Origin of the sequence: Streptomyces sp. NPDC013457, from assembly GCF_043089925.1 — a bacterium.
GTDB lineage: Bacteria > Actinomycetota > Actinomycetes > Streptomycetales > Streptomycetaceae > Streptomyces.
Genome location: NZ_JBICBL010000002.1, coordinates 51,147 through 70,735, shown reverse-complemented (window position 1 = coordinate 70,735; position 19,589 = coordinate 51,147). Strand labels below are relative to the sequence as shown.

The 19,589-nt window shown below is 71.7% G+C and carries 17 protein-coding genes; 2 read left to right on the top strand and 15 right to left on the bottom strand.

Annotated features, from left to right (window positions below):
* From ACF1G2_RS05895 to ACF1G2_RS05870, 6 genes are all read right to left on the bottom strand, one after another.
* A complete protein-coding gene (locus ACF1G2_RS05895) occupies positions 1–1,665 on the bottom strand; it encodes a beta-N-acetylhexosaminidase (RefSeq protein WP_391797089.1) in 1,665 nt (554 codons plus the stop codon).
* Between the two features lie 133 nt (positions 1,666–1,798).
* The gene (locus ACF1G2_RS05890; RefSeq protein WP_391797088.1) at positions 1,799–2,638 is read right to left on the bottom strand and encodes a carbohydrate ABC transporter permease; all 840 of its coding nucleotides are present in this window, start codon (positions 2,636–2,638) and stop codon (positions 1,799–1,801) included.
* Positions 2,635–3,585 carry a carbohydrate ABC transporter permease gene (locus tag ACF1G2_RS05885; RefSeq protein ID WP_391797087.1) on the bottom strand — a complete coding sequence of 317 codons (951 nt, stop codon included), beginning with the start codon at positions 3,583–3,585 and terminating at the stop codon, positions 2,635–2,637. The genes ACF1G2_RS05890 and ACF1G2_RS05885 overlap by 4 nt, the downstream gene beginning before the upstream one ends.
* A 5-nt stretch (positions 3,586–3,590) precedes the next feature.
* Positions 3,591–4,895: an extracellular solute-binding protein gene (locus ACF1G2_RS05880; protein WP_391797086.1), complete on the bottom strand. Its 1,305-nt coding sequence runs from the start codon at positions 4,893–4,895 to the stop codon at positions 3,591–3,593.
* Between the two features lie 228 nt (positions 4,896–5,123).
* Complete coding sequence (locus tag ACF1G2_RS05875) at positions 5,124–5,414, bottom strand: DUF3039 domain-containing protein (protein ID WP_260229605.1); 291 nt, start codon at positions 5,412–5,414, stop codon at positions 5,124–5,126.
* A gap of 30 nt (positions 5,415–5,444) precedes the next feature.
* Entirely contained in the window at positions 5,445–6,005 is a 561-nt protein-coding gene (locus tag ACF1G2_RS05870) for a YqgE/AlgH family protein (RefSeq protein WP_352187418.1), read from the bottom strand.
* Between the two features lie 264 nt (positions 6,006–6,269).
* On the opposite strand from ACF1G2_RS05870, the gene murA reads away from it, so the two are divergent.
* Positions 6,270–7,610: a UDP-N-acetylglucosamine 1-carboxyvinyltransferase gene (gene murA, locus ACF1G2_RS05865; RefSeq protein ID WP_352187417.1), complete on the top strand. Its 1,341-nt coding sequence runs from the start codon at positions 6,270–6,272 to the stop codon at positions 7,608–7,610.
* Positions 7,611–8,124: 514 nt separating this feature from the next.
* Here the strand turns inward: murA and ACF1G2_RS05860 are convergent.
* The 6 genes from ACF1G2_RS05860 to ACF1G2_RS05835 all read right to left on the bottom strand — a co-directional run bounded on the left by ACF1G2_RS05860 (position 8,125) and on the right by ACF1G2_RS05835 (position 15,124).
* Complete coding sequence (locus ACF1G2_RS05860) at positions 8,125–8,406, bottom strand: HU family DNA-binding protein (RefSeq protein WP_017237029.1); 282 nt, start codon at positions 8,404–8,406, stop codon at positions 8,125–8,127.
* 379 nt (positions 8,407–8,785) lie between these two features.
* Positions 8,786–10,222, bottom strand: coding sequence for an NAD-dependent malic enzyme (locus tag ACF1G2_RS05855; protein ID WP_391797085.1), 1,437 nt, complete (start codon positions 10,220–10,222; stop codon positions 8,786–8,788).
* A 366-nt stretch (positions 10,223–10,588) separates the two neighbouring features.
* A complete protein-coding gene (locus ACF1G2_RS05850; RefSeq protein WP_391797566.1) occupies positions 10,589–12,934 on the bottom strand; it encodes a HelD family protein in 2,346 nt (781 codons plus the stop codon).
* 89 nt (positions 12,935–13,023) lie between these two features.
* On the bottom strand, positions 13,024–13,893 hold the full coding sequence (locus tag ACF1G2_RS05845) for an anti-sigma factor family protein (protein WP_391797084.1): 870 nt from the start codon (positions 13,891–13,893) through the stop codon (positions 13,024–13,026).
* Complete coding sequence (locus ACF1G2_RS05840; RefSeq protein ID WP_352187529.1) at positions 13,890–14,477, bottom strand: sigma-70 family RNA polymerase sigma factor; 588 nt, start codon at positions 14,475–14,477, stop codon at positions 13,890–13,892. Before ACF1G2_RS05840 ends, ACF1G2_RS05845 begins: the two co-directional genes overlap by 4 nt.
* A gap of 95 nt (positions 14,478–14,572) precedes the next feature.
* On the bottom strand, positions 14,573–15,124 hold the full coding sequence (locus ACF1G2_RS05835) for a CGNR zinc finger domain-containing protein (RefSeq protein ID WP_391797083.1): 552 nt from the start codon (positions 15,122–15,124) through the stop codon (positions 14,573–14,575).
* Between the two features lie 208 nt (positions 15,125–15,332).
* Here ACF1G2_RS05835 and ACF1G2_RS05830 point away from each other — a divergent pair, with 208 nt between their 5' ends.
* On the top strand, positions 15,333–15,815 hold the full coding sequence (locus ACF1G2_RS05830) for a DUF1772 domain-containing protein (protein WP_391797082.1): 483 nt from the start codon (positions 15,333–15,335) through the stop codon (positions 15,813–15,815).
* Positions 15,816–15,842: 27 nt separating this feature from the next.
* Here ACF1G2_RS05830 and ACF1G2_RS05825 read toward each other — a convergent pair whose 3' ends face one another.
* From ACF1G2_RS05825 to ACF1G2_RS05815, 3 genes are all read right to left on the bottom strand, one after another.
* On the bottom strand, positions 15,843–16,979 hold the full coding sequence (locus ACF1G2_RS05825; protein ID WP_391797081.1) for a uroporphyrinogen-III synthase: 1,137 nt from the start codon (positions 16,977–16,979) through the stop codon (positions 15,843–15,845).
* Positions 16,980–17,054: 75 nt separating this feature from the next.
* On the bottom strand, positions 17,055–18,419 hold the full coding sequence (locus tag ACF1G2_RS05820; RefSeq protein WP_391797080.1) for a nitrate/nitrite transporter: 1,365 nt from the start codon (positions 18,417–18,419) through the stop codon (positions 17,055–17,057).
* Positions 18,420–18,538: 119 nt separating this feature from the next.
* Positions 18,539–19,543 carry a LysR family transcriptional regulator gene (locus ACF1G2_RS05815; protein ID WP_391797079.1) on the bottom strand — a complete coding sequence of 335 codons (1,005 nt, stop codon included), beginning with the start codon at positions 19,541–19,543 and terminating at the stop codon, positions 18,539–18,541.
* Between the last annotated feature and the right edge of the window lie 46 nt (positions 19,544–19,589).

Sequence of the window (19,589 nt, the reverse complement as noted above, 5' to 3'; positions counted from 1 at the left end):
TCACACGTTCGGGGGCGCTCCCTCCAGGGGCCGCCCGAGCACGCCAGGGCGCCGCTGCCAGGGGTGCGGCCCGGCGGGCGGCCGGTAGCCGACGCCGAGGGCGTCCAGGCGCCGGTAGTGGGCGGTCATCCGGTCCTCGAAGCCGGCGAAGTCCCGCTCCCGCGGTGCGGGCAGCGCGGACCAGGCCACCTCGGCGAAGGCGACGAGGCGCGGGAAGACCTGGTAGTCGACTCGGGAGCGGTTCTCCATGACCTCGGTCCAGACGTTGGCCTGGGCGCCCAGGACGTGGGCGGCGGCCTCGGGGCTCAGGCCGGGTGGCAGCGGCTCGAAGCGGTAGACGTCCTCCAGGGTCCGCACGTACCCGATGGGCATCGGCTCGTCCTCGCCCGGCGCCTGACGGTGGTCCAGGTACACCTGTTGCTCGGGGCACATCACGACGTCGTGCCCGGCCTCGGCGGCGGTGACCCCTCCCCCGTACCCCCGCCACGACGACACGGCCGCACCCGGCGCCAGGCCCCCTTCCAGGATCTCGTCCCAGCCGATCAGCCGCCGGCCCCGGTCGGCGAGCCAGCGGTCGAAGTGGCGGACGAACCAGGACTGCAGCTCGTCCTCGTCGGCAAGCCCCAGCTCCTTGATCCGGGCCTGGGCCGTCGGGGACGCCTTCCACTGGTCCTTCGGGCACTCGTCGCCGCCGATGTGCACGAAGGTCGACGGGAAGAGTTCCAGGACCTCCTCGAAGACGCCCTCGTAGAAGCGAAGGGTCGCCTCGGTGGGCGCGAGGACGTTCGGGTTGACGCCCCAGGTGTCCCAGACGGTGAGCGCCGCCGTGTCGACGACGTCGGTGTTGCCCAGCTCCGGGTAGGCGGCGACGGCGGCCTGCGAGTGGCCCGGGACGTCGATCTCCGGGACCACGGTGATGTGGCGCTCGGCGGCGTACGCGACGATCTCGCGGATGTCGTCCTGGGTGTAGAACCCGCCGTGCGGCGTCTCGTTCCACAGCGGCGAGGCCCGGTGCCCCCACTTCGTACGGGCGCGCCAGGCGCCGACCTCGGTGAGCCGCGGGTGGCGCCTGATCTCCACGCGCCAGCCCTGGTCGTCGGTGAGGTGGAGGTGGAGGACGTTGAGCTTGTGCGCGGCCATCAGGTCCAGTTGGCGCAGGACGTCGTCCTTGGGCATGAAGTGCCGGGCGACGTCGAGCATGAGCCCGCGCCACCCGAACCGCGGGGCGTCCTCGACGGTGAGACGGGGAAGGTCCCGGCCGCGGGCGGCCGGGCCGACGGGCGCCTTCCGGTACGCGTCGGGCCCGAGGAGCTGACGGAGCGTCTGGAGGCCCCAGAACACCCCGGCCGCGCCGCCGCCCTCCAGGAGGACGGCGGCGCCTTGGTCGCGGGAGCCGTCGGTCGAGAGCCGGTAGCCCTCCGGGCCGTACGCCTTCTCGACCTCGGCGCTGACGCGCAGCCGGATCGCCCGCGGGCCGCCGCCCGGCGCGAAGGGCAGCCCGGTGGCGGCGCCGAGTGCCTGGCGCAGCCAGCGCGCCGCGCCCTCGGTGCCGGGCCCGGCGTCCAGGGTGGTGTCCTCGTCCAGCGTGACGTGGCCGGCGCCCGGCGCCTGGACGTCGAGGGCGCGCGGCGCGGGGATCAGCGGCTCGTGACGGTCGCCATGCATGGCATCGGCCTTTCGGAGGCGGCTCTCGTGGGAGGGGAGGCCAGGGAGGTCGGCGGGATCGAGAAGGTCAGGGGCCAGGGGGCCAGGGGGGCAGGGGGGCACGGAGATCAGGGGGTCGCGGAGATCAGGGGGCTCAGTCCTTCACCGCCCCGCCGAGTCCCGAGACCAGGCGGCGCTGCACGAGGACGAAGAAGACGAGCACCGGGACCGTCATCACGGTCGACCCCGCCATGATGCCGCCCCAGTCGTTCTCGTCCGGCTTGAAGAACACCAGCAGCGCCATCGGGAGGGTCGACTGCGAGGTGTCGCTGATGAGGAACGACTTCGCGAACAGGAAGTCGTTCCAGGTCGAGATGAACGAGAAGACGCTCGTCGCCACGAGCCCCGGGAAGACCAGCGGGAAGAGGATCTGCCACAGGAACCGCGTACGGCTCGCGCCGTCGAGCGCCGCCTGCTCGTCCAGCGCCTCGGGAACGGCCTTCACGAAGCCGCGCAGCATCCAGATCGCGAACGGGAGCGAGAAGGCGATGTGCGGCAGGACCAGCGAGCCCAGCGTGTTGAGCTGGCCGAGGTCCCTCATCAGGAAGAAGAGCGGGATCGTCAGCGCCTCGATCGGCACCATCTGCGCCACCAGGAACATGACCAGCAGCGTCGTCCGGAAACGGAAGCGGAAGCGGGTCACCGCCGTCGCCGCCAGGAAGGCGATCAGCGCGGAGGCGACGACGACCGCGCAGGCGACGATCAGCGAGTTGAGGAAGTACCGGCCGAACTCCTGCTGCTCGAAGACGCGCCGGAAGGAGTCGAGGGACGGGGACAGGGTCCACGGCCGCGGATGCGCCGACTGGACCTCGCCGGCCGGCTTGAAGGCCGAGAGGACCATCCAGTACACGGGAAAGGCGACCACGGCCGCGACGAGGAGGGCGGCGGCCTCGGCCGCGAGCCGGCCGGGGCGGCGGATGCGTATGGAGGTCACAGTTCCTCTCCCTGACGGCGGAGCAGACGGAGGTAGACCAGCGTCACCGCCAGCAGGATCAGCAGCATGACGACGCCGATCGCCGAACCCAGGCTGTACTGGGAGGAGGCGAAGGCCTTCTGGTACGCGTACACGTTGAGGACGAGGTTCTGGCCGGCGATCCCGCCGCCGGCCGTCATCACGTAGATCTGGGTGAAGAGCTTGAAGTCCCAGATGATCGACTGGATCGTGACGACGACCAGGATCGGCCGGAGCATCGGCGCCATGACCGAGCGCCAGATCCGCCACTGCGACGCGCCGTCGAGCGCCGCGGCCTCCAGGACCTCCGACGGGATGGCCTTGACTCCCGCGTAGACGGTGACCATCACGAACGGGAACGAGCACCAGACGACCTCGAAGAGGACCAGGGCGAAGGCGCTGTAGCGGCCGTACGTCCACGAGAAGTCGCCGAGCCCGAGCAGCCGGTTGACCGGGCCGTGGTCGGGGTCGAAGAGGAAGACCCAGACCGTGGAGCCGGTGACCGCCGGGGTGGCCCAGGCGGCGAGCGCGGCGAGCATGAGCGCGAGCCGGGGCACGGCCCGTACGCGGGTCAGGAGCACCGCGAGCGCGCAGCCCACGGCGAGCGTGGCGACGACGCAGGCGGCGGCGAACAGGATCGTGGCGAGGAGGACCTGCCAGAACTGCGGGTCGGAGAAGAGCGCGGTGTAGTTGCCGAAGCCCTGGAAGGAGGTGGGCTCGCCGCCGCTGACCTGGGCCTGGGTGTACTCCAGGAAGGAGATGAGCCCGAGCTGGTAGATCGGGTAGACGAGGAGCCCGCCGAGGACGACGAGGGCGGGGAGCAGATAGAGCCAGGGCGTCCAGCCGGACCGGCCGCGGGGGCGGCGGGACGCGCGCGGGGCGGGCGGCGTCTCCACCGCCCCGGCCTTCTTGGTGGCGGTCAGGGTCATGCCGGTCAGCCCGCGGCCGCGAACGCCGCGTCCATCTTGGCCGCCGCGGCCTCCGAGGCCGCCTTCACGTCCTTACGGCCGCTGACGATCTCCTGGAACATCGTCGGCAGCACCAGCGAGGCGTCGATCTGGGCCCAGCCGGGGGACGCGGGGACGAACCTGGTGCCGGCGCCGAGCGTGTCGGTGAACGGCTTCACGAAGGGCTCCTTCTGCGCCGCCCGCGTCCGCACGTCGGTGAAGGTCGGCAGGAAGCCCATGGCGTCGAAGAGCTTGCCCTGCGTCTCCTTGCCGGCGAGCGACTTCATCAGGTCGACGGCGAGGGTGCGGTGGGAACTGCTCTTCATCACACCGATGTTGTTGCCGCCCGCGAACGCCGGGGCGATCGAGCCGGGCGTCAGGCCGGGCAGCGGGACGACGGCGTACCTGCCCTTCGCCTCGCCCGCGTCGACCGCGGCGCGTACGAAGTCGCCGCCGATCACCATCGCCGCCTTGCCGGAGGCGAAGGCGGCGACGGTGGCGTTGCCGCCCATCTGGGCGCACTTGGCGGCCGGGCAGTTGTCGTCGCCGAAGAGCGAGGTGTACGAGGTGATGCCCCTGCGGGCGGCCTCGGAGTCGACGGCGCCGCGGTACGCAGCGCCGTCCTGAGTGGCGAGTTCGCCGCCGTTGGCCCAGAGGAACGGCATCGCGCCGTAGGTGTTGGCACCCCCGACCGCCATCCCGTACAGCTCGGGCCTGGCCTTGCGGATCTTCTTCGCGGTGGAGATCAGTTCGCCCTGCGTCCTTGGCGGGGTGAGGCCGAGGTCCTTGAAGACGTCGGTGCGGTAGTAGAGCGCGCGGACGCCGACGAAGAGGGGCGCGCCGTAGATCTTTCCGCCCACGGTGACGGAGGACCTGGCGGTGGGGTCGGTGTCCTCGGCCTCGGACCAGGCGCCGAACTCGGCGCTGACGTCGGCGAGTCCGCCGTCCTTCACGTAGCCGGCGGTGTCGGTGTTGCCGTACTCGATGACGTCGGGGGCGGACCTCGGGTCGTTGAAGGCGGCCTTGACGCGCTGGGCGCGGGTCTCGACGGGGATGTACTCGACCTCGACGCGCGCCCCCGAGTGGCGCTTCTCGAACGCGGCGATCGCGGCGTCGACGACCTGCTTCTTCGGCGTGTTGTCGACCTCCTGGAAGAGCCAGACGCGCAGGGTGCCGGTCTTGTCGTCCGCCGAGGCGCCGCCGTCGGAGGTCTGCGGGGCGCAGGCGGTGGCGGTGAGGGCGGCGAGCACAAGTGCGGTGACGGGGGCGGCGATTCGGGCAGGAAGCTTCATGACGGGTCCCCTCCGATGGTGTTGCAACATACGCAACGGGCGTTTCGTGCTGCACAACACGCGAGAGGTTAGGGGTGGACCAACGCCCGGACAAGTGGTCTCAACCACTCTGTGACCGGCCGAAGCGCCCCGTGCAACGCGCGACCGGAGCCCCCCCCAACGCGGACGGCCCCCGGCACACGCACCGAAGTGCGCGCGCCGGGGGCCGTCCCGACCGCCAGGACCGTCCTACTTCTTGTCCTTGCCGCCCTTGTCCTTGTCTCCGCCGCCGGAGCCCATGGACTCGTAGATCTCCTTGCACATGGGACAGACGGGGTACTTCTTGGGGTCACGCCCCGGCACCCAGACCTTCCCGCACAGTGCCACCACGGGAGTGCCGTCGAGGGCGCTCGCCATGATCTTGTCCTTCTGGACGTAATGGGCGTAGCGCTCGTGGTCACCGTCACCGTGGGACACCTGCGGCGTCGGCTCGACGAGGGTTCCCGTACCTGCCCCGCGCTCGGGCTCGAGAGTGCTCATGGATACCAAGGGTACTGGGGACCGGCCGGGTCAGTTGAGCGACGGGTCGTCCGGGTACGTCGCCACCATCGCGAGGTCGCTCCGCTGACGGCGGAGGACCTCGCGCCAGAGGGTCTCGGGGCGCGGGGAGGAGACGTCGCCCGGCTCGGACTCGACCACATACCAGGCACCGTCGCCCAGTTCCGTCTCCAGCTGGCCCGGGCCCCAGCCCGCGTAGCCGGCGAAGATCCGGAGGGAGCCGAGCGCGGGCCCGAGCAGTTCGGGCGGGGTCTCCAGGTCGACCAGGCCGATCGCCCCGAAGACCCGGCGCCACCCGAGGGGGCCCTCGTCGCCGGGGATCACCGCGAGGCCGAGCGCCGCGTCCAGGGAGACGGGCCCGCCCTGGAATACCACGTCCGGCTCGCCGGCCAGATCGGCCCAGGGAGCGAGGATGTCGCCGACCGCGACCGGGGTGGGCCGGTTGAGGACCACGCCGAGGGAGCCCTCGTCGTCGTGGTCGAGGAGGAGCACCACCGCGCGGTCGAAATTGGGGTCGGCCAGGGCGGGGGTGGCGACGAGCAGCCGTCCTGTGAGCGAGGACACCTCGGTCATGCGACACATGATCCCGCATCTTCGCCCTGCGCGGGGGTCGACCGGCAGAGTACGGACAGACCGGCGACCCGTGCAGTTCAGAGGGGCCGCGCCGAGCGTCCGGGGCGACAAACGGACGGTAACACTCCGCAAGATCGCGTGAACGGAGGGTGTTGTGCCGAATTCATTACATCTGTGAGGGGCCCTCAGGCTTCCAAGCGGGGGGACTATGACCCTTACCCTTTTCCCTGGCCCCCTGCCCGACCTCTCCGGAACGCGAGATTCATGACCGGCACAGACGATGTACTGCTTGTCCACGGCGGAACCCCGCTGGAGGGCGAGATCCGCGTCCGCGGCGCGAAGAACCTCGTGCCCAAGGCGATGGTCGCCGCCCTGCTCGGCAGCGGGCCGAGCCGGCTGCGCAATGTGCCCGACATCCGTGACGTCCGCGTGGTCCGCGGACTCCTCCAGCTGCACGGGGTGACGGTCCGCCCCGGCGAGGAGCCGGGCGAGCTGGTCCTCGACCCGACGCACGTCGAGTCCGCCAACGTGGCTGACATCGATGCCCACGCCGGTTCGTCGCGCATCCCGATCCTCTTCTGCGGCCCGCTGCTGCACCGCCTCGGCCACGCCTTCATCCCGGGCCTCGGCGGCTGCGACATCGGCGGCCGGCCGATCGACTTCCACTTCGACGTGCTGCGTCAGTTCGGCGCCACGATCGAGAAGCGCGCCGACGGCCAGTACCTGGAGGCCCCGCAGCGGCTGCGCGGCACCAAGATCCGGCTGCCGTACCCCTCGGTCGGCTCGACCGAGCAGGTGCTGCTGACCGCCGTCCTGGCGGAGGGCGTCACCGAGCTCTCCAACGCGGCCGTGGAGCCCGAGATCGAGGACCTGATCTGCGTCCTGCAGAAGATGGGCGCGATCATCTCCATGGACACGGACCGGACGATCCGGATCACCGGTGTCGACAAGCTCGACGGCTACACGCACCGCGCGCTCCCGGACCGTCTCGAGGCCGCGTCCTGGGCGTCGGCGGCGCTGGCGACCGAGGGCAACATCTACGTCCGCGGCGCGCAGCAGCGGTCGATGATGACCTTCCTCAACACGTACCGGAAGGTGGGTGGCGCCTTCGAGATCGACGACGAGGGCATCCGCTTCTGGCACCCGGGCGGCTCGCTCAACGCGATCGCCCTGGAGACGGACGTGCACCCCGGTTTCCAGACCGACTGGCAGCAGCCGCTGGTGGTGGCGCTGACGCAGGCCGCGGGGCTCTCCATCGTCCACGAGACGGTGTACGAGTCGCGGCTCGGCTTCACCTCGGCGCTGAACCAGATGGGTGCGCACATCCAGCTGTACCGGGAGTGCCTGGGCGGCTCGGACTGCCGCTTCGGCCAGCGGAACTTCCTCCACTCGGCGGTCGTGTCGGGCCCGACGAAGCTCCAGGGCGCCGACCTGGTCATCCCGGACCTCCGGGGCGGCTTCTCGTACCTGATCGCGGCGCTGGCGGCCCAGGGCACGTCCCGGGTCCACGGCATCGACCTGATCAACCGCGGCTACGAGAACTTCATGGAGAAGCTCGTCGAGCTGGGCGCGAAGGTCGAGCTGCCGGGCAGCGCGCTCGTCTGAAGCGCGACGCGTGGCGCCTGAACGGCGCGAGGCCCCCGTACCCCCATAGGGGTGCGGGGGCCTCGTCGCGCGCGCCGCGGCCGGGCGCGTGACTGCCGGCCGGGCACAGGGCCGCCACATGCGGGCGGTGTGGGCGGGCGGTGCGGCGGGGCGCCGCGGCCGGGTGCTGCCGACAGGCGCGCGCACGGGCGTGCCCCACGACCGGGTGCTGCCGACAGGCGCGCGCACGGGCGCGCCCCACGGCGAGGTACCGACGGCGCCCACCACACGGGCCCGCCCCACGGCGAGGTACCGACGGCGCCCACCACACGGGCCCGCCCCACGGCGGGGTACCGACGGCGCCCACCACACGGGCCCGCCCCACGGCGGGGTACCGACGGCGCCCACCACACGGGCGCGCCCGTGTATGGCGCTCAGGCGGGCGCACAAGAGGGCGGCCACCCCTGGACAGGGTGGCCGCCCTCTCTGTCGCCTAGAAGCCCGCCTGGGCGGCTTCGGCGGTGTGCCTGCAGGCTTACTTGCCCTTGGCGGCTTCCTTGAGCTTCGAGCCCGCGGAGACCTTCACGCTGTAGCCGGCCGGGATGTTGATCGGGTCGCCGGTCTGCGGGTTACGAGCGGTGCGAGCGGCACGGTGGGTGCGCTCGAAGGTCAGGAAGCCGGGGATGGTGACCTTCTCGTCGCCCTTGGCGACGACCTCGCCGACGGTCTCGGCGAGAGCGGCCAGCACGGCGTCGGCGTCCTTGCGGGTCACCTCGGCGCGGTCGGCCAGGGCGGCCACCAGCTCACTGCGGTTCATGTTGTTACTCCCGTGTTCTTCTTGCCTGTGAGGCGTGCCATGCGGCGGAGCCGCATGTATGGGCACAGCGAAGCCGATGCTGCCAGGGCCCTCGGACAGTCCCCGGACCCGGGTCTGGTGACAGACCCTCGCGCCCGAATAGGCATCCTGCCCCCACCAGCGGCGGGAACGCCAATCCGGCACCCTCTGGGGTCACACGAAAAGCGCCACGGGCTCTGGCGTGGTGACGTTCCGTCGACTCCGCCGAAACTCTTTGGAGCCGAAGCGTCACCCTACGGCGGATCTACGGCGCGGCGCCTTCCGACGCGCCGTTTCGGCGGCGGGCCCGGGACCTGTCCAGGCCCCGTTCAGGCCCGCCGCACATGGTGTCCGGGCCCTCTCAGAGCCCGTTCGTCCCGTTGCCGGCACCCGCGCCGGCCGCCTTGGCGGCGGTGCGGACGGCGCCCGCGACGGCGCCGGCGACCTTGTCGTTGAAGACCGACGGGATGATGTAGTTCGGGTTGAGCTCGTCCTCGGTGACGACGTCGGCGAGCGCGGAGGCGGCCGCGAGCATCATCTCCGTGTTGACGGTGCGGGACTGGGCGTCCAGCAGACCGCGGAAGACACCGGGGAAGACGAGCACGTTGTTGATCTGGTTCGGGAAGTCGGAGCGGCCCGTGGCCACAACGGCCGCCGTCTGACGGGCGATTGCCGGGTCGACCTCGGGGTCCGGGTTCGCGAGCGCGAACACGATCGCGTCGTCCGCCATGGCGGCGACGTCGTCCGCGCCGAGCACGTTCGGGGCCGACACGCCGATGAAGACGTCGGCGCCGACGACGGCCTGCTTGAGGGTGCCGGTGACGCCCTCGGGATTGGTGTTGTCGGCGATCCAGCGCAGCGGGGTGCCGGGCGCGGCCTCGACGAGGTCCTCACGGCCGGCGTGGACGACGCCGTGGATGTCGGCGACGACGGCGTGCTTGACGCCCGCGGCGATGAGGAGCTTCAGGATGGCCGTACCGGCGGCGCCCGCGCCGGACATGACGACCCGTACGTCTCCGATGCCCTTGCCGACCACACGCAGCGCGTTGGTGAGCGCGGCGAGCACGACGATGGCGGTGCCGTGCTGGTCGTCGTGGAAGACGGGGATGTCGAGGGCCTCGCGCAGCCGGGCCTCGATCTCGAAGCAGCGCGGGGCGGAGATGTCCTCGAGGTTGATGCCCGCGAAGCCGGGGGCGATGGCCTTGACGATCTCGACGATGGCGTCGCTGTCCTGGGTGTCCAGGCAGATCGGCCAGGCGTCGATGCCCGCGAAGCGCTTGAAGAGGGCCGCCTTGCCCTCCATGACGGGCAGGGCGGCCTTGGGGCCGATGTTGCCGAGGCCGAGTACGGCGGAGCCGTCCGTCACGACTGCGACGGAGTTGCGCTTGATGGTGAGGCGGCGGGCGTCCTCGGGGTTCTCGGCGATCGCCATGCAGACCCGGGCCACGCCCGGGGTGTAGATCATGGAGAGGTCGTCACGGTTGCGGATGGGGTGCTTGGACGCCATCTCGATCTTGCCGCCGAGGTGCATCAGGAACGTACGGTCGGAGACCTTGCCGAGGACGACGCCCTCGATGGTGCGCAGCTGCGCGACGATCTCGTCGGCGTGCGCGGTCGAGGTCGCGGCGATGGTGACGTCGATCCGGAGCTTCTCGTGGCCGGAGGCGGTCACGTCGAGGCCGGTGACGGAACCGCCGTGGGACTCCACCGCCGTGGTGAGCTGGGAGACCGCGGTTCCGCTGGCGGGAACCTCCAGCCGGACCGTCATCGAGTACGAGACGCTGGGCGCCGTTGCCATGGCCGAGTTCCTCTGCTTTCCCTGAGCTTCGTTGCTACGCCGCCCCGGCTGGTTGCCCGGCGGCGCCCTCCGATCGTCGCACCTACCAGCCGGTAGCAGGTAATGCGGTCATTTTGTTTTCGGAAAGTAGTTTCCACCATACGAGAAGCTGCGGGGAAACAGAAGAGGTCCGCGATCACCCGTGGGTGACGCGGACCTCTTCTGTATGTACGTACAAGATGGCACCGACCCGCCATGCTCGCCTCGCGGCAAGTGGTCCCTCTAAGGGACGAAGGTTGGGCCCGGGGGCTTGGATCGAGCCGGTGCCATAGACAGGCTAACAAACCACCCTGGTAAGTGATTCCTGCGACGCAGGTTGACCTGAAATCAGTCTCTGAGCAGGTCCGGAACACCGTCCGCGTCCGGTACGTCACGGGCGCCGGAGACCACGGTGAGCTGCTGCGTGGCGCGGGTGAGCGCCACGTACAGGACCCGCAGACCGGCCGGGGACTCGTCCGCGATCTCCGCGGGCGAGGCCACCACGGTGGCGTCGTACTCCAGGCCCTTGGCCTCCAGGGAGCCCAGCGCCACGACCCGGTCGCCGAGGTCCGCGAGCCAGCCGGCGGCCTGCTCACGGCGGTTCATGGCGACCACGACACCGACCGTGCCGTCCACCCGTTCGAGCAGCCGCTGTGCCTCGGCCCGTACGGTTCCGGCCAGATCGCCCTTGCCGGACACCGCCACGAAGCGGGGCTCCACACCGGTCGACCGGACCGCGCGGGGCGACTCCTTGCCGGGCATGGCGAGGGCGAGCACCTTGGCGGCCAGTTCGGCGATCTCGGCGGGGTTGCGGTAGTTCACGGTCAGCTCGAAACGGCGGCGCGGGCGGGAGCCGAGCGCCTCGTCGCGGGCCTCGGCGGCCTCGTCCGGGGTCGACCAGGAGGACTGCGCCGGGTCGCCGACGACCGTCCAGGTGGCGGTGCGGCCGCGCCGTCCCACCATCCGCCACTGCATGGGCGTGAGGTCCTGGGCCTCGTCGACGATGACGTGCGCGTACTCGGTGCGCTCCGCCGCCAGCCGTTCGGCCCGCTCGCGCTGCGTCTCCTCCCGTACGGGCATGAGCTCCTCCAGGCCCGTGAGCTGGTCCAGCGGGTCGTACTCCCGCTTTCTCCGCGGTCTGACCGGAGCGCCCAGAAGGGTGTTCAGCTCGTCGAGGAGCGCCACGTCGTGCACGGAGAGGCCGTCGCGGCGCAGCGAGCGGGCGAGCCGCCGGACCTCGCCCTGGTTGAGGACGCGCCGGGCCCAGCGGCCGAGGCGCTTCTCGTCGGCCATCGCGCCGAGAACCTGGCGCGGGGTGAGCTCGGGCCACCAGGCGTCGAGGAAGCCGAGGAAGGAGTCCTCGGTGGAGACGTCCTCGTCGAAGGAGGAGCGCAGCTCGGCGGCGAGCTCGGGGTCGCTGTGCCGGCCCGCGGAGCCGGACTTGGCGTACAGGGCGTCGAGCAGCAGCCTGCGGGCGCGCGGGCGCAGCAGGTTGACGGGCGCGGAGCCGCCGAGCACGTTGTGGCGGATGCGCTGGAGCTCGTCCGCCTCCAGCTCCAGCCGGCGGCCGAAGGCGACGACCCGGAGGCGGGTCGGGGTGCCCGCGGGGGCCGGGGCGGCCTCGTCATCGTCCTCGTCCAGGGTCGGCTGGGCCCGGTGCTGCGGAGCCGGGGTCTCCAGGGCGCCGCGGGCCGCCTTGCGCAGGACGGCGAGCATGCGGGAGGAGCCCTTGATCCGGGCGACGGCCGGTTCGTCGTACGTGGTGGCCTCGACGCCGTCGACCAGCGAGCCGAGCGCGCGGATCGCGACCTGGCCCTCCTCGCCGAGCGAGGGCAGGACGCCCTCGGTGTACGAGACGAGCAGCGGTGTCGGGGAGACGATCAGGATGCCGCCCGCGTACCGGCGCCGGTCCTGGTAGAGCAGGTAGGCGGCCCGGTGCAGGGCGACCGCCGTCTTGCCGGTGCCCGGGCCGCCCTCGACGTACGTGATGGAGGCGGCGGGCGCGCGGATGACCAGGTCCTGCTCCGCCTGGATGGAGGAGACGATGTCGCGCATGGTGTGGCTGCGGGCCTGCCCGAGCGCGGCCATCAGGGCGCCGTCGCCGATCACCGGCAGCTCGCGCCCGTCGAGGGTCGCCGTCAGCTCGGGGCGCATCAGGTCGTCCTCGACGCCGAGGACCTTGCGGCCCTTGGAGCGGATGACGCGGCGGCGCACCACGCGGCCGGGGTCGACCGGGGTGGAGCGGTAGAAGGGCGCGGCGGCGGGGGCGCGCCAGTCGATGACGAGCGGCGCGTAGTCGGAGTCGAGGACGCCGATCCGGCCGATGTGGAGGGTCTCGCCGATCTCGGCCGTGTTGTCGGGCCGTACGGCGTCCTCGGCGGGTTCGACGGAGGTGTACGCGCCGTCGGGGCCCTTCTTGCCGTCCTTGCCGTACAGCAGGTCGATGCGCCCGAAGAGGAAGTCCTCGAACTCGTTGTTGAGCCGGTTGAGGTGCACGCCGGCCCGGAAGACCTGGGCGTCCCGCTCGGCGAGCGCGCCGGGGGTCCCGACCTGGCCGCGTTTGGCGGCGTCGTTCATCAGGAACTCCGCCTCGTGGATCTTCTCCTCGAGGCGGCGGTAGACCTTGTCCAGATGTTCCTGCTCGACACCGATCTCACGGTCCCGGACCGTATCGGTGGCGTCCATGGCGGCCATGGCCTCCACGGCTTCCTGCGCGGCCACTGAGGCCCCCTTCTGACGTGCACTGGGCAGCCGTCGAGCGTACGCCACAGGGGGGCAGAATGTCAGGCCTCGACCTCCACGAGGCGTTCGCCGTCGAAGGTCCTGACCTCGAAGTGGTCGATGTCGTTGCGGTCCATCGCCGCGCCGCCGTGGACGTACAGCGGGTTCTTGGCACTCTCCATGGTGGCTCCGGGGATGCCGTACCCCCACTTCGGGACGGCCCAGGAGGTCACGGTCTCCTCCTCACCGCTCTTGGAGACGGCGACCAGCCGGCACTTCAGGGGTCCCTTGACGTTCTTGAGCTCCAGGACGGTGTGGGTGCCCCAGCCCTTCTTCTCCAGGCCGACGGTGGCGCTGACCTTGGTCGTCGGGTCGGTGGCCTGGATCTTCTCGTCCATGTGGTGGAAGAAGGCGTCCTCGGCCGGGCTGGTCGGGTGCGGTTCGACGGCTCTGTTCTCCCGCTCGCCGCCGGAGGTGGCGACGACAGCGACGGCGGGGCCGCCGATGACGAGCACGGCGGCGGCCGCGACGAGGTAGAAGGAGCGGCGGCGCCGGTTCGCGCGCTTGGCACCGACCTCGTCGATGAGCCGGTCGAGCAGTTCGGGTCCGGGCTGGGCGCCGACGGCGTGGAGTGCGACGGGGGCGCCCTGGGCGCGGCGGGGGCCGGGCGGGGCGGGCGGCCGGGGCGCGAAGTCGTCGAAGGCCTTGTCGGCGTACGGATCGACCGACGTCGGGCCGAAGGCGGCCGGTGCGCTGCCCGCGTCCGCCAGCATGGCGAGCATCGGCTCCATGCCGGCGAACTCCTCCACGTGCGCGGCGCAGAGCTCGCAACCCGCCAGGTGCGCCTCGAAGGCGGCGGCGTCGGCATCGTCCAGGATGCCGAGTACGTACGCACCCGCGGCGTCGTGCGGCGGTGTCATGCCGCTGCTCATGCCGAAACCCCCCTCTCCTCCAGCGCGATTTTCATGGAACGAAGTGCGTAGAACACTCGGGAACGCACGGTCCCGGCAGGTATGCCGAGTGTCTCGGCCGCCTCATTGACCGTACGCCCCTTGAAGTAGGTCTCGACCAACACTTCCCGGTGGGCGGGCGTCAAATCGTCGAGAGCGTCAGAGAGCGTCATCAGCCACAGCGCCTTGTCGATCTCGTCCTCCGCGGGCAGGACCTCGAGCGGTGACGGATCGACCTCCTGAGGCCGGGCCTGCCGGCTTCGGTGGCCGTCGATGACGATGCGCCGGGCAACCGTCACCAGCCAAGGTCTGACGGAGCCGGTAGCCCGGTTGAGCTGGCCGGCGTTCTTCCAGGCACGGATGAGCGTCTCCTGCACGACGTCCTCGGCACGCTGGCGGTCGCCGGCGACGAGGCGAAGTACGTAGGCGAGCAGGGGCCCGGCATGTTCGCGGTAGAGAGCACGCATCAACTCCTCGTCAGGGACGTCGGGTCGGTGGCGTGACACCTCGCTGCGATGCCGGGCCCGATGCGGACGTTCATCGGCCACGGCCGCATCCTTGCGCACCACGAACCTCCCGGTCGAGACCCTGTCTGTCGTGGAGAGGTACGGAGCGCGGGCGGGTTCGACTCAACGCCGCGCGAACTTTTTCACGGGTTTCTTCAGACGGTGGCCTTCGCCCGCCGGGCTGCCCGATGCCGGGCAACGCGCTCCCGGTTTCCGCACGCCTCGCTGGAGCACCAGCGGCGGCGGCGTCCGCGCGAGGTGTCGAGGTAGCAGCGACGGCAGTCGTCGCTCTCGCAACGGCGCAGCAGCGCGCGGGCGTTCGGGTCCGTGAGCAGGTCGACGGCGTCGCGGGCGACGGCGGCGAGCAGCGCGCGGCAGTCGGGTTCGACGCTCAAGGCCCGTACGAGCCCGCCGGTCTCGGTGCGCACGGCACGCGGCGCGGGGGGCGCGGAGGCGGCGGCGAGGGCGTTGAGCCGCTCCAGGGCGGGCCCGGCGCGCCGCCCGTCGAGCTGGGCGTGGACCAGCTCGACGACGCAGTCGCGCAGTTCGCGGAAGCGTACGACCCAGGCGGCGTCGAGGGCGCGCAGCGGCACGGCGGCGGGGACGAGCCCGGTGGTGCGCAGGAAGCGGTCGAGCGCCTGGCAATGGGCGAGCGGCTGATCGGCCAGATCAAGGCAGATGCGGCCGGAGTCGAACCGTACGGTCATGCCCCTGTCACCACCTCGCGATCGGATGCGGGCGCCCGACCAGAGTGCTCCCGAACCTCCGGTCCGGCTAGAGGGCGTGACGGGCGGACGGGGTCGGGCAAATGGCGGCCGGGTGGACGGGATGTCGGGTGGCGCCGTGGACGCTCGCGTATGGAAGCTGGACGCACGTCCATGGTTCCGTCCGGCCGTGGCCGCTTGACTGGGTGTCATGACGGACAACAGGGGTGGGACGGCGGCCGGCGCGGTACTCGGCGCGGCGACGGTGGCGACGGGACTGATCGCGGGGGTGTGGTTCGCGTACGTGTGCTCGGTGATGCCGGCGCTCGCGCGCAGCGACGACCGGGTCTTCGTGGAGGTGATGCGGAACATCAACGACGTGATCCAGAACCCGGTCTTCTTCACGCCGTTCTTCGGCGCGCTGCTCCTGACGGCTGTCGCCGCCTGGCAGCTGCGCGCCACACCGGCGCGGGTCTGGGGGATCGCGGCGCTCGTCCTGTACGTCGCGGTCTTCGCGGTCACCTCGGCGGTGAACGTCCCGCTCAACGACGCCCTCGCCGCGGCGACGGATCCGGTGCGGGCCCGCGCGGACTTCGAGGCTCCGTGGGTGGCCTGGAACCTCGTCCGCGCGGTCCTGACCACGGCAGGCTTCGTCTGCCTGCTGCGCGCGCTCGCCGTCCGCCGGGCGGGGTGACCGCGCCCGGCGGACCGGCCGGGCGTCCTACTCGTCGTACTTCGTGTCCGCCACGGGGTCGAGGGCCAGCCGGTACCCGCGCTTGACCACGGTCTGGATCAGTTTCGGCGTGCCGAGCGCCGTCCGCAGCCGGGCCATCGCCGTCTCCACCGCGTGCTCGTCGCGTCCCGCGCCCGGCAGGGCGCGCAGCAGGTCGGCGCGGGAGACGACCCAGCCGGGGCGCCGTGCCAGCGTGGTGAGGAGCGCCATCCCGGCCGGCGGGACCGGCCGCAGGGAGCCGTCGACTAGGACCGCGTGCCCCCGGATCTCGATCCGGCGGCCCGCCACCGGGAGCGCACGGGCCCGGGACGGCAGCTCCTGGCAGAGCAGTTGCACCAGCGGCCCGAGCCGGAAGCGCTCGGGCTGCGCCGTGCCGATGCCGTGCGCCTGGAGCGGCAGCGCCGTCACCGGCCCGACGCAGACCGCGAGCACGTCGTGGCGCAGCGCTTCGAGGAGCTCGTCCAGCGCTCCCCGGTCCTCCGCCCGCGTCAGCAGCGAGGCCGCGGCCGGCGCGCTGGTGAAGGTCACCGCGTCCAGGGTGCCGGCCAGGATCCCGTCCAGGAGCCGGTCGAGGGGGCCGATGTCCTCCGGCGGCATCCACCGGTAGACCGGTACGCCGACGACCTCCGCGCCGCCCGCCGTCAGCGCCTCCACGAATCCCGGCAGCGGCTCCCCGTGCAACTGGATCGCGATCCGGCGCCCCGTCACCCCCTCGGCGAGGAGCCGGTCGAGCACCTCGGCCATGGACTCGGAGGACGGCGACCACGACTCCGTGAGCCCCGCCGCCCGTACCGCGCCCTTGACCTTGGGGCCCCGGGCGAGCAGCTCCACGCCCCGCAGACGGTCGAGGAGCGCCTCGCCGTGGCCCCAGCCGTCCGCCGCCTCGATCCAGCCGCGGAAGCCGATCGCCGTCGTGGCGACGACGACGTCCGGGGCGTGGTCGAGGATGCCCTTCGTCGCGGCGAGCAGTTCCGTGTCGTCCGCCAGCGGCACGATCCGCAGCGCCGGGCCGTGGACCACGGCCGCGCCCCGGCGACGGAGAAGCGTGCTCAGCTCGTCGGCGCGCCGGGCCGCGGTGACCCCGACGGTGAATCCCGCGAGGGGCCCCTGCTCTTGCTCGTTCATGACGACCGAGCCTGACGTGGATCCGTGACAGGCTCGGTTCGCCGGTATTTCCTGGCCGTTACGGACCATTTCCGCTCACACCTCGGCGTATCCGAGCCGCGACGCCGTCTCGCCGTCGGTGTCCGCGCCCTCTGCCGTGTCCGGGACGGCCGCCGGCCGGCGAAGGTATACCGCCCAGGTGACGACCATGCAGGCCGCGTAGAAGAGCAGGAAGGCGACGAAGGCAGCGGTTCCGGTCCCCGCGGTCTGGAACGACTGCCGGAAGGCGAGGTTGATGCCGAGCCCCCCGAGCGCGCCGACGGCTCCGATCAGCCCCATGGCGGCCCCGGAGAGCCTGCGCCCGTACGCCTCCGCCGCCTCGCCCGACAGCCCCTTGCGGTGCCCCTGCGCGAGGAAGATCGCCGGGATCATCTTGTACGTGGAGCCGTTGCCGAGACCGCTGAGGACGAAGAGGGCGATGAAGCCGACGAGGAAGACGGTCAGCGACTCGATGACGGAGGCGTAGACGACCACGCCGGTCGCCACGGCCATCCCGCCGAAGTTCCCGAGCGTGATGCGGGCGCCGCCGTGCCGGTCGGCGAGCGAGCCGCCGAACGGCCGGATCAGGGAGCCGAGGAGCGGGCCGATGAAGGTGAGCGAAGCGGCCTGGAGCGGGGTGCGCCCGAACTGGGTCTGCAGGACGAGCCCGAAGGCGAAGCTGTAGCCGATGAAGGAACCGAAGGTGCCGATGTAGAGGAAGGCCATGATCCAGGTGTGGCCGGACCTGACGGCCTCCTTCGCGGCGCCGGTGTCGTTCTTCACCGGGGCGAGGTTGTCCATGAAGAGCGCGGCGCAGAGGGCCGCGACGACGACGAGCGGGATGTAGACGCCGAGGACGATCCTCGGGTGGACGGCTCCGGCGGTGCCGATGACCAGCAGACCGACGAGCTGGACGACGGGGACGCCGATGTTGCCGCCGCCCGCGTTGAGACCGAGCGCCCAGCCCTTCTTCCGCAGCGGGAAGAAGGCGTTGATGTTGGTCATGGAGGATGCGAAGTTGCCGCCGCCCACCCCGGTGAGCGCGGCGACCAGCAGGAAGGTCTGGTACGAGGTGCCCGGCTCCATCACCGCGTAGGCGACGCCCGTCGGCAGGAGGAGCAGCAGCGCGCTGAGGACCGTCCAGTTCCGGCCGCCGAAGCGGGCGACGGCGAAGGTGTACGGGACGCGGATCAGCGCGCCGACGAAGGTGGCGGTCGCGATCAGGAAGAACTTCCCCGCCGGGTCGATGCCGTACTCCGGCCCCATGAACAGGACCATGACCGACCACAGGCTCCAGACGGAGAACCCGATGTGCTCGGAGAGGACGGAGAAGACGAGATTGCGCCGGGCGATCCGCTCTCCCTGGTCACGCCAGAAGGTCTCGTCCTCCGGCTCCCACCGTTCGATCCATCGGCCGCCCATCACGTACCTCCACGGTTCGGGTTCCGAGCGTCCAGATGCTCTGGACCTCTTGCTCCACGACCCTAGGCAGGCCGCGTTTCGGGCCGGTGGCCGAAGGTGACGGGTACGGAACCTTGCTCTCACCCGCCGTGCGGCTCCGGTGTGAGTACGGGACTCCGCTCCCCCGGCACGCCCGGTTCGTCCGCCGGGAGCCAGGAGTCCGCGGGCCGGTCCAGCCACCCTTCCCGCGCGCCGATCTCGGCCGCGGCGGTGCGCAGCGCGTCCAGGCCGGGATGCCGCAGCCCCTTGCGCCACACCATGCTCACCGGGGAGAGCGGCACGGGCTCGACGAGGGGCCGCAGCACGGAGCCCTCCATCGGCGGAAAGCCGACCACCGCGAGGACGGGGGTACGGAGTTTGGCCATGATCCGCCGGAACTCCTCCCTTCCCACCGCCATCGGCGCGGGCGGCGCGACGGAGATGCCGCGCCCCGCGAAGAGCCGGGCGGCGAGGTCGGTCCACTCCGGGGTGCGGTCGTTGCCCGCGCCCGCGTAGACGCTCTCGCCCTCCAGCGCGGCCAGCGGCACCTCCGTCAGCTCCGCGAGCCGGTGGTCGTCGGGGAGCAGGACCGCCATCGCCTCGTACCGGACGAACTGCGAGGCGAGCCGGCTCCGCGTGGACGCGTCGAGCCCGCCGTACCGTCCGAAGGACACGTCGAGGCGCCCGGCAAGGATCTCGGCGGCGGCCCACGTCAGCCCGTTCTCGTAGCGGGCCATCAGCTCCTGCTCGGGGGCGAGTTCCCGGGCCCGCTCCATGACGTCGCCCTGGGCGGGGAGACCGGTGCTGTTGAGGTCGACGAGCAGCGGCCTCGCGACCGCCCGGAAGGCGTCGGCGAGTTCGTCGCAGGCGGCCAGCACCTTGCGGGCGTACGGCAGGAGCCGCGTGCCGTCCGGGGTGAGCGTGACCTGACGGGTCGTCCGTACGAACAGGTCCGTGCCCAGGTCCCGTTCCAGCCGCCGGATGTCGCGGGAGAGTGCCTGCTGGGCGACGTACAGGCGGGCGGCGGCGCGCGTGAAGTGCAACTCGTCGGCGACGGCGGTGAAGGCCCGCAGCAGCCGGGGCTCGATGTCGTACGAAGTGACCACCCGGCATTTAACAACACGGGCGCGTGAATGGCCACGGATCAGGTGT